Raw genomic sequence first — 15,025 nt, 5'->3', positions numbered from 1 at the left:
GACGTCAGCCCTCGTCCGTCGCGGTCTCCTCGACCGCTTCGCGGCGGGGTCGTCCCGTCGCCCAGACGAAGCCCGTGAGCATGATCAGGGCACCGCCGATGATCGGCGCCCACCACGGGAATCCGGGGATGTCAGGCGTCGCGCCGGCCGCGTCGAGGTCCTTCTGCGGAGTGGGCGTCACGCGCTCTCCCGTGACCAGGATCCGGTGGCTGTTGATGCCGAGCGGGGTGCAGGTGACCAGCGTGACCAGGTCCTCCCCCGCCTGCGGGCTCAGCGTCTGCGTGTCCTCCGGGAGGACCACCTGGGTATCGCGCACCCGGTAGGTCAGCACCTGGCCGAACACCTCGACGGTGAAGGTGTCGCCGATCTTGACCTGGTCGAGGTTGTCGAAGAGCGTCGCCCCGGCGAGCCCGCGGTGCGCCGTGAGCACGGAGTGCTGGTCGGCGCCGCCGATCGGGAGCGAGGTGCCCTCCAGGTGGCCGACCCCTTTGGTGAGCGTGGCGTCGGAGGTGCCGTGGTAGATCGGCAGATCGACGCCGATCGAGGGGACGCGCAGCCGGGCCATGACGCCGTCGGCATCCGCGCGGAGCAGGCTCGGGTAGTCGAATCCCGGAGCTCCGGCCGAGCTGGTCGGCACACGGGATCCCGCCCCGAGCAGAGCGCCTCCGACCAGCGCCTTGTTGTACGCCCTGGCCTGGTCGAGTGCCTTCTCGCGGGTATCGACCGCAGAGCCACCGACCTCGGAATCCACTTTGACGATGAGCTGCGACTGGTTGTACTGCGACCACCAGCTCGCCACCGTCGGATACATCAGAAGGAGGAGGCCGGCGAAGGCGATCGCTGCGAGGATGGCGGTGCCCCAGGGCATGCGCCAGCGCGGGGCGGCGGCCGGTCGCATGTCGCGACGGCGCAGCGGTGCGGTCTGCGTCATGACGCCCTCCTCAGGGTGCGGTTCGGAACGAATCCGGGTTCGGGACCACGGCCGTTCGTCCGGACTGCGATCCGGACGAAGCAGGGAGGAGGGCGGGAACTCGCGTCCCGCCCTCCTCCTGTCCGTCAGCGGTCACGCCTGAGCGCGGCCGCTGACGGAGCTGTCATCACTGACGACGTGCGCGCAGGCGACGCACCACGATGGTGCCGAGTCCTGCGGCGACCAGTGCGCCACCGACGATCGCGAACAGGGTGCTGCCCGCACCACCGGTCAGCGGCAGGTTCGGTCCCTGCTGCTGCGTGTTCGAGATCGTGAGCGCCGTCGGCGTCGCGGAGCCCGCGGCGGTGACGGTGACCTTGGTCCACGGGTCGGCGGGCAGCACGTAGCCGGCCGGCGCCTGGGTCTCCTTGAGCCAGTAGTCCTTGCTCTTCACGTCGTTGTTGCCGACCCACAGGCCGTCGACGAGGAGCTCTCCGGCGTCGTTCGTCGTGAACGCGCCGGCGACCTTGGTGCCGTTCTTGGCGTCGTACACCTCGAAGATCGCACCCTTCAGGGTGTTCTTCGACGTGGCGTCCTGCTTGACGACCTTCAGCGCGCCCCAGTTGGTCTGCGGCGTGTTGGTGGTGCGGTCGGAGCCGTTGGTGTTGACGACGGCGGTGTTCAGGATCTGGCCGTCGGCGCCGAGCGAGGTCACGGTCGTGGTGATGTCCGCGGTCACGGCCGTCTTGCCGGCGAGCTTGCCGAGGCCGGTCCCGGTGAAGGTGATCACGGCGTTGCCGGAGACGGTGTAGTCCGTGCCCTCGGTCAGCGTGGTGCCGTCGACCTTGACGACCGCGCCGACGTAGGTCAGCCGCGCGTCGAGGTTGTCGGTGATGGAGAAGCTGCGGTAGCTGTCACCGGCGGCGAGGGCGGGGATCGGCGCGTTGACCGTCCACACGATCTGCGAGCCCAGCACGGGCGCCTTCGGGTCGGCGACCGTCTTGGTCGGCTCCGTGGTGTTCAGCTTGTTCTTCGGGTAGACGTGCACGTTGTACAGCCAGGTGCCCTGGTTCGGGTACGGGACCGACACGAGGAACGGCTGCACCGGCGAGACGATCGGGTTCGCACCGGGGCTGGTCTCGGTCACGAGGTACAGGCCGTACGGGAGGTTCGAGACGACGGCCTGCCCGGTGGCGTCCGTGGTCGCCGTGGCGCCGGCGGCCACCGAGAACGGCGCCGACGACACGTTCGCCGGGGTCGCGGGCTTCGCCTGGTCCCAGCCGGCTGCGGTGGTGAGGTCGATCGGCGTGCCGTTCGCGCTCACGCGCTGCACGCTGAACTGCACGCCCTCGAGGCCCTGGCCGAGCGCGGCGAGCTTGCCGGCGTCGGTGATCTGGGTGCCGTCGCCGGCAGCCCCGGGGTCGCCCGCGTGCTTGTGGATGGTCAGGGTGCCCGTTGTCCCCGTGATGTTCGACGGGCTCGGGGCGTCGGCGGCGTTTGCGGCCGGCGACACTGCGAGGGCGCCGAGCGCGGCGAGAGCCGCGACTCCGAGGCCTGCTGCGATCTTGCGCAGCCCGAGAGACCTGGTGGTCATTGCCGTTCCTGCTTTCTTTGTCGTTCGTCGACCGGCACCCGCCGGCCGACAGTTGTCCTGCTGTCGGTGAGGTGGGTGGTGAGTCAGGAGGCGCGGCGCGCGTTCCGGCGGAGTCGGAGGACCCCGAGGACCGCGAGCGCGGAGAAGAGGAGAGCGCCGCCGCCGAGCAGGAAGGCGTCGCTGCCGAGACCGCCGGTCAGCGGGAGCACGGCACCGGCCTGCTGCTCGTTCTGCTGAGCGCCGATGTTCAGCGTGGTGCCGGCGTTCGCGGCGCTCACGGTGAAGGTGAAGGACCCTGCCGCGATGTAGCCCGCGGGAGCCAGAGTCTCCTTGGCGGTGTAGGCGCCCCAAACGAGCTTGTCGAGTCGGAACGCGCCGGGTGCCGGATCCTGATCGGGACCGGTGCAGGGGCCGGCCGTGCAGTCCTTGACGACGACGCCCTGTGCGGGCAGGCCAGGACCGGTGAGGGTCCATTCGGATCCGGCGAGCTGTTCGCCGGTGTTCTTGGACGTCTTGGTCCAGACGACGGATCCGGGCTTGCTCGCGTTCGTGATCGTGCAGACCGCGTTCGCGTTCGCCGCCACGGTGACGGAGGATCCGCTCACCGTCGCGCCGGTGCAGGTCCAGGCGCCCGCGGCGTAGCCCGCCGGGCTGCCGCTCTCGGTGAGCGCGTAGGTGCCGGGCGCGACGACCGCAGCGGTCACGCTCGGGTCGCCCGTCTTGCCGGTGATGGTCTTCGCCCCGGTCGCGGTCAGCGTCCAATCGGAGACGACCGAACCGCCGCCGTAGGTGTTATCGACCTGCTTCTTGAGCGTGAGCGCGGCGGCCGACGGCTTGTTCGTGATCGTGCACGCCACGGCGTCGCCGGGGGCGACGCCCGTGACATCGGCGCCGGTGACCCCGGGCAGGGTCACGGTGCGGGGCGAGCCGCCCAGGGGCGTGACGACGCAGCTGCCGCTGACGAAGTCCCACCCGCTCTTCTGGGTCTCGGAGACCCGCACGGTCGCCCGCGACGTCTGCTTGTCGAACACGACGGTCCAGTTCGCATCACCGGAGGCGGGCGTGACCTGCGTGCCTGCGGAAGGCGTGGGCGTGGCGGATCCGGTGGTCGCGGTCGTCGCCGCGCCGAGGGTCCAGCCCGCACCGGCTGCCGGGCTGTTGCCGTTGATGTCGAGCACCGTCTTGTGCACCGCGACGGTCGCGAGCAGCGGCGAGTTCGTGATCGTGCACTCGACGCTGGCGCCGGAGCGGTTCGGGATCGTGAGCTGGCCCGCGGCGTTCGTCGGCACCGTCGCACCGGTCTCGTCGACGCAGACCGTCGAGCTCGCGTAGTCGGAGAGCGTGCCGGGGGATCCGGCCGCGATCGTCTCGGACACGGTGTAGACGCCGTTCTGGATCACCGGGAGCGGACCCACCTGCGCGACCTGCACACCGTTCGACGTGCCAGTGGTCGTGGCGGTGCCCGACTCCGTCGTTCCGCTCTTCACGGAGAGGCGGAACTGGTCACCGGCGTGACCGCGGGCGACCACGTTCTTCTTGACCGTCAGGTTCGCCGGCGAGTTGCAGCTCGCGAGGTCGGTGCTGTTCAGCGCCGACGTGACGTCGCTGCCGATCTGCACGCCGGTCGACGCGTTGTACTCGCGCACCGTGGTGCCGTTGCCGAGGTACATCGAACCGGTCGTGTTGAACGCCATGCCGTTGATGGAGGAGAACCCGGAAGGGGCGAAGGCGAACGACTGCGACGCGGGGAGCCGCCCGCCCGTGCCACCGGCGATCGAGGCTGCGGTGACCGAGTAGACGGTCGTGGTCGTACCGCTTCCCGCGACGTAGAGGTTGCCGCTCGCATCGAACGCCATGTCACCGTTGGTGCCACCCGCGGAGGACGTGTCGATCGTGCCGACCAGCGAGAATGCGCCGGTGCCGGGCACGTACCGGTAGATGTAGAAGCTGCCGTTGGAGAAGCCGCCGAAGAAGTAGTTGCCCGTCTTCAGGTCCACGGCGCCGGCCACGAGCGAAGCCGAGGTGTTGTAGCTGTCGCCGGTGGACTTCCACGCGGAGCCGTCGAAGTACCAGATGGTCGCGGTAGCGGAGTTGTTGGTGCGCTCGTAGGCGAGGGCGGTGGCACCGTTCGCTCCGATGCCGAGGCCGTTGAAGGACGAGACCCTGGACGCCGCGGATCCGACGTTCGTGACGTTCCCGTTCGAGACGCGCTGCAGCTGCCCCGATCCGGAGACGGCGTAGAACGTGCCGGTCGCGCAGACCAGCCCTGCGGTCGCGCTCGGTGCGACGCGCGCGGCCATCGGCCCGGATGCCGCAGCACGGACCGACGTCTCCGACGTCTCCGCGTGCGCAGAGACCGGCGCAGCGGCAGGTGCGATCGCAGCCTGCGCCATCGGCGTCGCGACGAACGCGAGCCCGATGCTCAGACCCAGCGCCACGACGGCGCGCGCAAAGTACTCCCCAGACTTCATTGTGCTCCCCAGCCACAACGAAGGTCGCTTCGCTCCCAGCGAAACGTCCTTCACGAGAGCCGATCGCTCGGCTCTCTTCTCCCCAGCGGACCGTCCCCCGGCCCGATGTTCGGGAACCCATTTCCCGTGAGTTCCCTGCGGTTCGCACTCCCCGTGCGAGCCATGGATCCCGTCCTGCTCAGGCTGTCACCCAGACCCCAGAGATCAGGTGCGTTTCCCGTGCAGAGACGATGAATCCTCTGAAGACGCTACGGCATGCCCCCGCGAAAGACCAAATCGACCGCGGCATCGCACGAGATCACCGCGTCTGGGGACGCCGAAGGGCGGAGCGCCGCAGCGCTCCGCCCTTCGGCGGGAGTCAGTTCGAGGTCACTCGTTGCCCACGGACTTGTCGAGGTTGTCGCGGACGCCGTCGATCTGCTCGGCAGCACCGGGCGCGACTTTCTTGGCGAGATCCGCAGCGCCACCGAGGATCGAGTCGCTGATGCCCTCAGCCTGCTCGCTGTGCAGGACCTCGTCGATCTTGTCCTTGTTCTGCTCGATGAAATCCTTGCCCTTGTTCACGGCGTCGTTGATGGCGTCTTCGAGACCCATGGGGTTCCCTCCCTAGATCGAGCCGGCGGTCGGCCCGCACGTGGCCATTCTGCCCGGGCCCGCGCGCGAAAGGAAGCACTTTTCCCGCGAGGTGACGCCGCGCGTCACGGATACGACAAAGGGGCCGAGCCCGAAGGCTCGACCCCTTTGCGCGGAAGCAGATGCTTACTTGACGATCTTCGTCACCGTGCCGGCGCCGACGGTGCGGCCACCCTCACGGATCGCGAAGCCGAGGCCCTCTTCCATGGCGATCGGCTGGATCAGCTCGACCGACATGTCGGTGGTGTCACCGGGCATGACCATCTCGGTGCCCTCGGGCAGCGAGATGACGCCGGTGACGTCCGTGGTGCGGAAGTAGAACTGCGGGCGGTAGTTCGTGTAGAAGGGGTTGTGACGCCCACCCTCGTCCTTGGACAGGATGTACGCGGTGCCCTCGAAGTTGGTGTGCGGGGTGATGGAACCCGGCTTCACCACGACCTGGCCGCGCTCGACGTCCTCGCGCTTGGTGCCACGGAGGAGAAGACCGCAGTTCTCGCCGGCCCACGCCTCGTCGAGCTGCTTGTGGAACATCTCGATACCCGTGACCGTGGTCTTCTGCGTCGGGCGGATGCCGACGATCTCGACCTCGGAGTTGATCGCGAGGGTGCCGCGCTCGGCGCGACCGGTGACGACCGTGCCACGACCGGTGATCGTGAAGACGTCCTCGATCGGCATCAGGAACGGCTTGTCCTTGTCGCGGATGGGGTCCGGGATCGAGTTGTCGACGGCCTCCATGAGGTCGAGGATCGACTGCGTCCACTTCTCGTCACCCTCGAGAGCCTTCAGACCCGAGACGCGCACGACCGGCGCGGACTCGTCGAAGCCCTGGCTGGCGAGCAGCTCGGAGACCTCGAGCTCGACGAGCTCCAGGATCTCCTCGTCGTCGACCATGTCGGCCTTGTTCAGCGCGACGAGCAGGTACGGCACGCCGACCTGCTTGGCGAGCAGAACGTGCTCACGGGTCTGCGCCATCGGGCCGTCGGTGGCGGCGACCACGAGGATCGCGCCGTCCATCTGAGCGGCACCGGTGATCATGTTCTTGATGTAGTCGGCGTGACCGGGCGCGTCGACGTGAGCGTAGTGACGCTTCGGGGTCTCGTACTCGACGTGCGAGATGTTGATCGTGATACCGCGCTGACGCTCCTCGGGAGCGGAGTCGATCGACGCGAAGTCGCGCTGAACGTTGGTGGCCGACGGGAACTTGTCGGCGAGCACCTTCGAGATCGCAGCGGTGAGCGTGGTCTTGCCGTGGTCGACGTGACCGATCGTTCCGATGTTCACGTGCGGCTTGGTCCGCTCGAACTTGGCCTTAGCCACTGGGTCCTCCTCAGGACGTCATGTAGGGGCACCGGGCACTGGATTGTGACCGCTTTCCTACGGGTTTGATTCTCAGTTTAGTAGAGAGACGATGTGAAGTTGTCTGAGTGCCTGGCGGATCCGGGGCCGGAGCTCCGGATCCGCCAGGCTCCTAGGGCTTACTCGCCCTTGGTCTTCTGGATGATCTCGTCGGCGACGGCGCGCGGGACCTCGGCGTAGCTGTCGAACTCCATGGAGTAGACGGCACGGCCAGAGGTCTTCGAACGCAGGTCACCGATGTAGCCGAACATCTCGGACAGCGGGACCGACGCGCGCACGACCTTGACGCCCTGGGCGTCCTCCATCGACTGGATCTGGCCACGGCGCGAGTTCAGGTCGCCGATGACGTCGCCCATGTACTCCTCCGGAGTACGGACCTCGACGGCCATCAGCGGCTCGAGCAGCACGGGGTTCGCGCGACGCGCGGCCTCCTTGAAGCCCATGGATCCGGCGATCTTGAACGCCATCTCCGAGGAGTCGACGTCGTGCGCGGCACCATCGGTCAGGATCGCCTTGACTCCGACCATCGGGTAGCCGGCCAGCACGCCGACGTTCATCGCGTCCTGGAAGCCCGCGTCGATGGATCCGATGTACTCGCGCGGCACGCGACCACCGGTCACGGCGTTCTCGAACTCGTACGACTTCTCCGCAGCGAGATCGAGGGGCTCGATCGTGAACTGGATCTTCGCGAACTGACCCGAACCACCGGTCTGCTTCTTGTGCGTGTAGTCGTGCTTCTCGACGGCCTTCTTGATCGTCTCGCGGTACGCCACCTGCGGCTTGCCGACGTTGGCCTCGACGTTGAACTCGCGCTTCATGCGGTCCACGAGGATGTCCAGGTGCAGCTCGCCCATGCCCTTGATGGTCGTCTGACCGGTCTCGGGGTTGAGCTCCGTGCGGAACGTCGGGTCCTCTTCGGCGAGCTTCTGGATGGCGACACCCAGCTTCTCCTGGTCGGCCTTGGTCTTCGGCTCGATCGCGACCTCGATGACCGGCTCCGGGAACGTCATCGACTCGAGGACGACCGGCGATGCCGGGTCGGTGAGGGTGTCACCCGTGGTGGTGTCCTTCAGACCGATGACCGCGTAGATGTTGCCTGCGGTGACCGCGGGGACCGGGATCTCCTTGTTGGCGTGCATCTGGAAGATCTTCCCGATGCGCTCCTTCTTGCCCTTGGTCGAGTTGATGACCTGAGCACCGGAGTCGAGGTGTCCCGAGTAGACGCGCACGTAGGTGAGGCGACCGAAGAACGGGTGCACGGCGACCTTGAACGCGAGGGCCGCGAACGGGTCATTCGCGTCGGGGTGACGCTCGATGATCGTGTCGTAGTCCTTGGGGTCGTGCGCCTCGATCGAACCCACGTCGAGCGGGTTCGGCAGGAAGTCGATGACGGCGTCGAGCATCGGCTGGACGCCGCGGTTCTTGAACGCCGAACCGCACAGCACCGGGTAGATCTCGGAGGCGACGGTCATCTTGCGGATCGCGCCCTTGATCTCGGCGACGGTGAGCTCCTCGCCGCCGAAGAACTTCTCGAGCAGCGCGTCATCGCTCTCGGCGACAGTCTCGAGCAGTGCCTGACGGTACTCCTCGGCCTTGTCCTTGAGGTCGGCCGGGATCTCCTGCACCTCGTAGGACGCGCCCATGGTCACGTCGCCCTTCGAGTCTCCCGCCCAGACGAGCGCGCGCATCTCGATGAGGTCGACGACGCCGACGAAGCTGCTCTCGGAGCCGATCGGGAGCTGCAGCACGAGGGGCTTGGCACCGAGGCGGTTCACGATGGTGTCGACCGTGTAGTAGAAGTCGGCGCCCAGCTTGTCCATCTTGTTGACGAAGCAGATGCGGGGGACGTTGTACTTGTCGGCCTGACGCCACACGGTCTCGGACTGGGGCTCGACGCCCTCCTTGCCGTCGAACACGGCGACCGCACCGTCGAGGACGCGGAGCGAGCGCTCCACCTCGACCGTGAAGTCCACGTGACCGGGGGTGTCGATGATGTTGATCTGGTTCTTGTTCCAGTAGCAGGTCACGGCGGCAGACGTGATCGTGATGCCGCGCTCCTTCTCCTGCTCCATCCAGTCGGTCGTCGAGGCGCCGTCGTGGGTCTCGCCGATCTTGTGGTTCACACCCGTGTAGAACAGGATGCGCTCGGTCGTCGTGGTCTTACCGGCATCGATGTGCGCCATGATGCCGATGTTGCGGACCTTGCTCAGGTCGGTGAGCACTTCTTGTGCCACGGGGGTGTCCTTATCTTCTTGCTGTCGTCACGCGACGAAGGAAAGTGTGGGGTGCCGGGCCGGCCCTCCGACAGGCTCAGGGACCTCAGTCGGTCGCTGATCCTGTCGAAGTGCCGATCCCGGCCCGACTGGTTCTTACCAGCGGTAGTGCGCGAAGGCGCGGTTCGACTCGGCCATCTTGTGAGTGTCCTCGCGGCGCTTGACCGCGGCACCCAGGCCGTTCGAGGCGTCCAGGATCTCGTTCTGGAGACGCTCGGTCATGGTCTTCTCACGACGGCTCTTGGCGTAGCTGACGAGCCAGCGGAGGGCGAGGGTGTTCGCACGGTGCGGCTTCACCTCGACCGGAACCTGGTAGGTCGAGCCACCGACGCGGCGGCTGCGGACCTCGAGGGTCGGGCGCACGTTGTCGAGCGCCTTCTTCAGGGTGGCGACGGCGTCCTGACCGTTCTTCGCCTCGACGCCGGAGAGGGCGCCGTAGACGATCGACTCGGCGAGGGACTTCTTGCCGTCGACCAGGATCTTGTTCACCAGCGAGGTGACGATCGGAGCACCGTAGACCGGGTCGTTGACAACGGGGCGCTTGGGGGCGGGGCCCTTACGAGGCATCTAACTCAACCCTTCTTCGCGCCGTAGCGGGAACGAGCCTGCTTACGGTTCTTGACGGCCTGGGTGTCCAGGGCGCCGCGGACGATCTTGTAGCGGACACCGGGGAGGTCCTTCACACGACCACCGCGCACGAGCACCAGCGAGTGCTCCTGCAGGTTGTGGCCCTCACCGGGGATGTAGGCCGTGACCTCGGTACCGTTGCGGAGCTTCACACGAGCGACCTTGCGCATCGCCGAGTTCGGCTTCTTCGGGGTGGTGGTGTACACGCGGGTGCACACGCCGGCCTGCTGCGGGTTCGACTTCAGGGCGGGAGCCTTGGTCTTGGAGACCTTCGGCGAACGACCCTTGCGAACCAACTGCTGAATAGTTGGCACTGCTTCTCCTTGTTGTGCTGCACGGTGACAGCGTGATGGGTTTCACATCAAACCCGCCCGCACGCCGAGAACGACGTGCGTTTGAGTGGTGGGTATGCCGTGGGGGCGGAGCCGGCGAGTGCCGGTGCCCGGTACGCGCGCGTCAAGACGCACGCATACCCGCTCTATGGTAATGCGCGGTAACACGCCCGGTCAAATGCGCTCGGACGGCGCGCCGGGGCGCGGGGAGGCTCAGCGCAGGTCGCGGAGACGGGCCGCCACCGGCGCGTGCTCGGCCCGGCGCTCGGCGGTCGTCGCGATGATCAACAGCACCGCCCCCATCACGGCGAGCGTGATCCACCATGGCATCGATTCGATCCCCCGGCCGATCTGCACCGCGAACACGAACACGTTCTCGATCGGCAGCACGATCAGCCCGATGAGGAACGGCGCCGCGAGCCGCCGGGTCGCGCCGACGAGGATCGCGATCAGCGCGCACACCATGACCAGGATCGCGCGCTCCGTGAGCGGATCCGTGAACGTCGATACGACCGAGGCGATCATCGTCACCACGATGCCGGGGGCGAGCAGCGCCCAGGATCCGCTCGCACCCCTCGGCCAGTCGTGAAGGGCGGCGAACGAAGGGGTCACGCGTCCCGAGTCCGGCGCAGCACGCCCGGCCTCGGCGGGCGCCACCGCCCCGCCGCCCCCGAAGCGGCCCTGCATCCCCGCCGCGATCAGGAACAGCCCGAGCGGGAGCGAGAACCACTCCACGCGCAGATCCCGCGGACTCCACGCGACGACCGCGGTCACGAACGCCAACGCGAACAGGATCCACACCGGCGCGACCGTGGACGCACCGCGGACGGCACGGCGTGCGGTGAGCACCATCGCGGCCAGCAGCACGAGCATGAGCGACCACATCCCCCAGATCGAGAGCCAGTCCCGCTGGATCGCGGGCCACACCCCCGCCGTGGTCGCCGCGAGGGCCGGCACGAACAGCCAGCGCGAGCCGCGCACGGCGGTCGACGTGGTGATCGCCCGCAGCGCGGCGGCACCCGCCGCCATGCCGGCGCCGCCCACGGCCGCGAGCCCGACGCACGCGAAGAACAGCGCACCGGCGGTCAGCGGTGCCGGGAGCAGCCCGGCGAGCCCCTCCCCCCGGGCCAGCAGGATCGCCTGCGCCGCTCCCGCCAGGCCCGCCACGAGCGAGGCCGCCGCCAGCCACGACGCCACAGGACGCAGGCGGCGGGCGGCCACGGATGCCCGCGGCGCCGTGCTGCCCTCGGCGTCATCGCTGCGACGCAGGCTCCGGACGAGCACACCCACGACCGCAGCGAGCAGCCACGACGCCGCGAGCAGCGCCCCGGCGCGCCAGAGCGAGGCCTGCGCGGTGCCGGCGCCGATGAGCGCGAGCACCGGAACGACCGCTCCTACGGATCCGACCGCCGCGAACACCGCCCCGGCCCCGCCCCGCAGCGCGCGCACGGTTCCGAACGCCACCGCGGCGAGCGCGGGCGGCAGCAGGTAGGCCTCGGCCAGGGTCACTCCGAGCGCGGCCCACCCCGACCACAGCGCACCTGTGGCGGCGACCGCCGCGACCGCACGCAGGTGCCGGCGCCCGGTCGTCGCAGCGGCGACCCCGGCACCCGCCGACAGCAGCGCCAGCACGGCGCAGGCCGTGCCGAAACCCGCGGCCTCGCGCACGAGCGCCAGCACGACGGCGAGCGCTCCGGTGAGGAGCGCACCCGCTTCGAGCGCGGTCTGGATCCGGGCCGCGACGATGCGCCCCACTCCGCGGTCCGCGAGAGCACGGCGGATCCGCCGGGTGCACGGCAGCACGGCCGCCACGAGTGCGGCGATCACCGGCAGCACCACCGGGGAGGCGCTCATCGGCAGCACCTGTGCGCCCAGGCACAGCACCGACACCGCCAGCGCCGGTACGATCACGGCGGCCGCGAGCAGTCGCACTGCGGGCGACGCACCCTCGCGCCGCGTCTGCAGCAGCAGCGCGGCGAGCACGGCCATCGCCGCGGTGGGCAGAGCGGTCCAGCCGCTGCGCTCGATCAGCACCTGGGCCACGCCGATCGCGAACGGCACCGAGGCCACCGCGAGCATGGCCTGCCAGGAGCGGGCGGGCACCGACCGCAGCGCCGTGACCGCCGCGACCACGAGCAGACCCGTCGTCGCGGTGAGGCTGAGCAGCGCGACGCCGCCGATACCGGTGAGCGCGAGCGCCGACGAGAGCACCACGAGCGCGTAGCCGAAGCCCGCGCCGACGAGCAGGAACCGTGCGCCCCGCGGGAGTGCGGCGCCGAGCGCGAGGAGGGAGAGGAGGGTCGCCGCGCCCGCGAGAGGCATGAGCATCGGATCCTCGGCGCCGACGAAGGCGGCGAGGACGACCGCGATGTGGGCCGCGATGAGCAGCAGGATCCGCGGCACCTCCCCGACTCGCCGCGGCACCCGCACGACCAGCGACATCGAGACCGCCGCCACGAGCAGCAGGCCGATGCGGATCGGCGTCGCAAGCAGCGGCGAAGCCCCGAGCGCCAGCACCGCGAGCGCGGCGGGCACGATCGCCAGCGCGGCGAACACCGCCCGGAAGGCGACGGTCCTGCGGCGCGCCAGCACCGCGACCGCGCCGAGGGCGGCCGCACCGAGGACGAGACTCGCGACCAGGGCCCAGCCCAGCTCGGCGGACAGTTCCGCGACCGGGCCGTCGGCGAACGCCGCATCCCCGCTCAGCCGGGCCAGGACGGATCCGCCCGCGAGTGCGGTGAAGAGCCCTCCCGGCGCGAGCGCCGCGGCGAGGACGCCCAGGGCACCACCGACGACCGCCACCGGACGTGCGGTGCGGGGCAGCGGCAGCACGGCGCCGAGCAGGACGAGCCCGAGTCCGACGCCCCCGGCGCAGGAGACCAGGAACCAGGGGATGCCCATTCGGGGTGCGATACTCAACGCCACGAGCACGGGAGCGCCGGCACCGGCGACCCCCGCGACGATGCTCCACACGATCGCTCCCCCGTTGCGCGTGGCGAGCAGCGCCTGGACGCAGACGAGCATCGCGGTCAGGGCGAGCACGGGCATCGCTCCGGAGATCGTCATCAGCCGGCCGGCACTCATCAGCATCACGATCGTCACCGCGACCGCCTGCGCCACGATCAGCGACCCGCGTTCGAGGTCGAACGGCGCGGCCGCGCGGGAGGGAGCGGACGGACCCTGCTCGGCTTCCGAGGATCCGATCGCGTCCGGACGCTCCGCCGTATCTGCGCGATCCGCCGCATCCGGGCGCTCCGCCGTATCCGGGCGCTCCGTCGCATCCGCGACGAGGAACCGCGCGCCCAGCCGCGGCAGCGCGGCGACCTCGGCGAGCGCCACGAAGGCGACGGCGAGGATCGCGAGCAGCCCCCCGTCACCGATGCCCGCGACCCCCGCCAACATCGCCGGGGCCACGGCGAGCCCGACCGTGCCCGCCCAGAACCAGACCCGCAGCCGCGCCCGGCCGGCGACCGCGAGGAGCGCGGCCGAGCCCGCCGCGGTCAGCACCGCGCTGAGCAGCCACGGATCCGCGCCTGTGGCGGCCGCGACGACGCCCTGCGCGGCGAGCCCGGCGAAGACCAGCGCGAGCGCCGCGACGGTCTCCGCGGAGAAGCGCAGCCCCCGCCGGGCGAGCAGCACCGCGCCGGCGACGAACAGAGCCCCCGTCGCCCCGACGATGGCCGTGCGCGCCGCGGCCGCGAGATCCGGGGTGAAGAAGCTGAACACGATCGCCGCTGTGCCGAACAGCCCTGCTCCCGCGACGGACAGCAGCGACTGGAGCGACGTGCTCCGCTCGGGCGCGGGGGCGCCCAGCGCCGGCGGCGGGAAGATCGGCGTCCCAGGGACCCCCGCGACCGGGACGGCCGGGCTCGACACGTCTGCCCGCGGCGCGAGCGGCGCCGCGGCCTCCGCAGCGCTCACCCGAGGAAGCGCGGCCACCAGCTGTTCGCGGTGGGCGAGCGCGACCGCGGCCTGCTGCGAGGCCGACCACAGGTCTTGCGCCTCCTGCCCGCGGAAGTCGGCCCCGCACGCCGGGCACGTCGGCGCGACGACCGCGGCGTCGCAGACCGGGCAGTGCTCGTCGTCGCGCAGCCGGCCGAGCGCCGTCGCCGCCCAGGCTGCGGTGGCGGTCATGCCTCGGCCTCCGCCGTCCAGCGCAGGATGTCGCCGGGCTGGCACTCCAGCACCCGGCAGATCGCGTCGAGCGTCGTGAACCGGACGGCCTTGGCGCGGCCGTTCTTCAGCACCGCGACGTTCGCCGGCGTGATGCCGATGGCGTCGGCGAACTCCTGCACGCTCATCTTCTTCTTCGCGAGCTGCACGTCGAGATCGATCACGATGGGCATCAGACGACCTCGGACAGATCCTGCTCGAGCTCGAGCGCCTTGCGCAGCAGTCCGCGCATCACGCCGACCAGCAGCGCGAGGGCGATGCCGATCACGACGCCGACCACGCCCAGCAACAGGATCGAGGGGTTCACCGCGTGCCCCAGCAGGAGCACGACCACCGCCGCCGCGATCAGCACCGCCGAGGCGGCCATCGTCACCATGATGATGTCGACGTAGAGGAAGGCCCCCGAGCTGAAGATCCGGTCCTGACGCACGAGCGACAGGAGCCGCCAGACGCAGACGAGCACGAGTTCGATCAACGCCACCAGCACGATCCCGCCGACGATCCCCGGACCGGTCAGATACGCGAGTTCGGGGTTGCGCTCGGCGGCGAGCAGCGCGACGCCGGGGATGAGCGCCCCCTGGGTCGCCAGCAGCAGCGCGAGCAGCACGACGATGAGCGCCTTGAGTGCGGCGGTGATCCGGGGTTGCATGGCGCTC

General features: G+C 69.8%; 11 protein-coding genes. All 11 read right to left on the bottom strand.

The window, feature by feature from the left end; all coding sequences use genetic code 11:
• Positions 1 to 4 precede the first annotated feature (4 nt).
• The 11 genes from RS86_RS04545 to RS86_RS04495 all read right to left on the bottom strand — a co-directional run bounded on the left by RS86_RS04545 (position 5) and on the right by RS86_RS04495 (position 15,018).
• Positions 5 to 931 carry a class C sortase gene (locus tag RS86_RS04545; RefSeq protein ID WP_235281615.1) on the bottom strand — a complete coding sequence of 309 codons (927 nt, stop codon included), beginning with the start codon at positions 929 to 931 and terminating at the stop codon, positions 5 to 7.
• A gap of 166 nt (positions 932 to 1,097) precedes the next feature.
• Positions 1,098 to 2,504 (bottom strand): SpaH/EbpB family LPXTG-anchored major pilin, encoded by a 1,407-nt coding sequence (locus RS86_RS04540; protein WP_045271039.1) that lies wholly within the window; start codon positions 2,502 to 2,504, stop codon positions 1,098 to 1,100.
• Positions 2,505 to 2,587: 83 nt separating this feature from the next.
• Entirely contained in the window at positions 2,588 to 4,975 is a 2,388-nt protein-coding gene (locus RS86_RS20585) for a SpaA isopeptide-forming pilin-related protein (protein WP_160299667.1), read from the bottom strand.
• A gap of 369 nt (positions 4,976 to 5,344) precedes the next feature.
• The gene (locus tag RS86_RS04530; RefSeq protein ID WP_045271037.1) at positions 5,345 to 5,569 is read right to left on the bottom strand and encodes a hypothetical protein; all 225 of its coding nucleotides are present in this window, start codon (positions 5,567 to 5,569) and stop codon (positions 5,345 to 5,347) included.
• 165 nt (positions 5,570 to 5,734) lie between these two features.
• On the bottom strand, positions 5,735 to 6,925 hold the full coding sequence (gene tuf, locus RS86_RS04525) for an elongation factor Tu (protein ID WP_045271036.1): 1,191 nt from the start codon (positions 6,923 to 6,925) through the stop codon (positions 5,735 to 5,737).
• Positions 6,926 to 7,083: 158 nt separating this feature from the next.
• Positions 7,084 to 9,198, bottom strand: a complete 2,115-nt coding sequence (gene fusA / locus RS86_RS04520) for an elongation factor G (RefSeq protein WP_045271035.1) — start codon at positions 9,196 to 9,198, stop codon at positions 7,084 to 7,086.
• Between the two features lie 135 nt (positions 9,199 to 9,333).
• Positions 9,334 to 9,804: a 30S ribosomal protein S7 gene (rpsG, locus tag RS86_RS04515; protein WP_045271034.1), complete on the bottom strand. Its 471-nt coding sequence runs from the start codon at positions 9,802 to 9,804 to the stop codon at positions 9,334 to 9,336.
• Between the two features lie 5 nt (positions 9,805 to 9,809).
• Positions 9,810 to 10,178 carry a 30S ribosomal protein S12 gene (gene rpsL / locus RS86_RS04510; RefSeq protein WP_013584051.1) on the bottom strand — a complete coding sequence of 123 codons (369 nt, stop codon included), beginning with the start codon at positions 10,176 to 10,178 and terminating at the stop codon, positions 9,810 to 9,812.
• 231 nt (positions 10,179 to 10,409) lie between these two features.
• Positions 10,410 to 14,330, bottom strand: coding sequence for an SCO7613 C-terminal domain-containing membrane protein (locus tag RS86_RS04505; protein WP_045271033.1), 3,921 nt, complete (start codon positions 14,328 to 14,330; stop codon positions 10,410 to 10,412).
• The gene (locus RS86_RS04500; RefSeq protein ID WP_045271032.1) at positions 14,327 to 14,542 is read right to left on the bottom strand and encodes a helix-turn-helix domain-containing protein; all 216 of its coding nucleotides are present in this window, start codon (positions 14,540 to 14,542) and stop codon (positions 14,327 to 14,329) included. Before RS86_RS04500 ends, RS86_RS04505 begins: the two co-directional genes overlap by 4 nt.
• Positions 14,542 to 15,018, bottom strand: a complete 477-nt coding sequence (locus RS86_RS04495) for a DUF2975 domain-containing protein (RefSeq protein WP_045271031.1) — start codon at positions 15,016 to 15,018, stop codon at positions 14,542 to 14,544. Before RS86_RS04495 ends, RS86_RS04500 begins: the two co-directional genes overlap by 1 nt.
• Positions 15,019 to 15,025 lie beyond the last annotated feature (7 nt).

This window comes from Microbacterium azadirachtae (assembly GCF_000956505.1).
GTDB lineage: Bacteria > Actinomycetota > Actinomycetes > Actinomycetales > Microbacteriaceae > Microbacterium > Microbacterium azadirachtae_A.
This window is presented reverse-complemented; position numbering and strand designations above follow the sequence as displayed.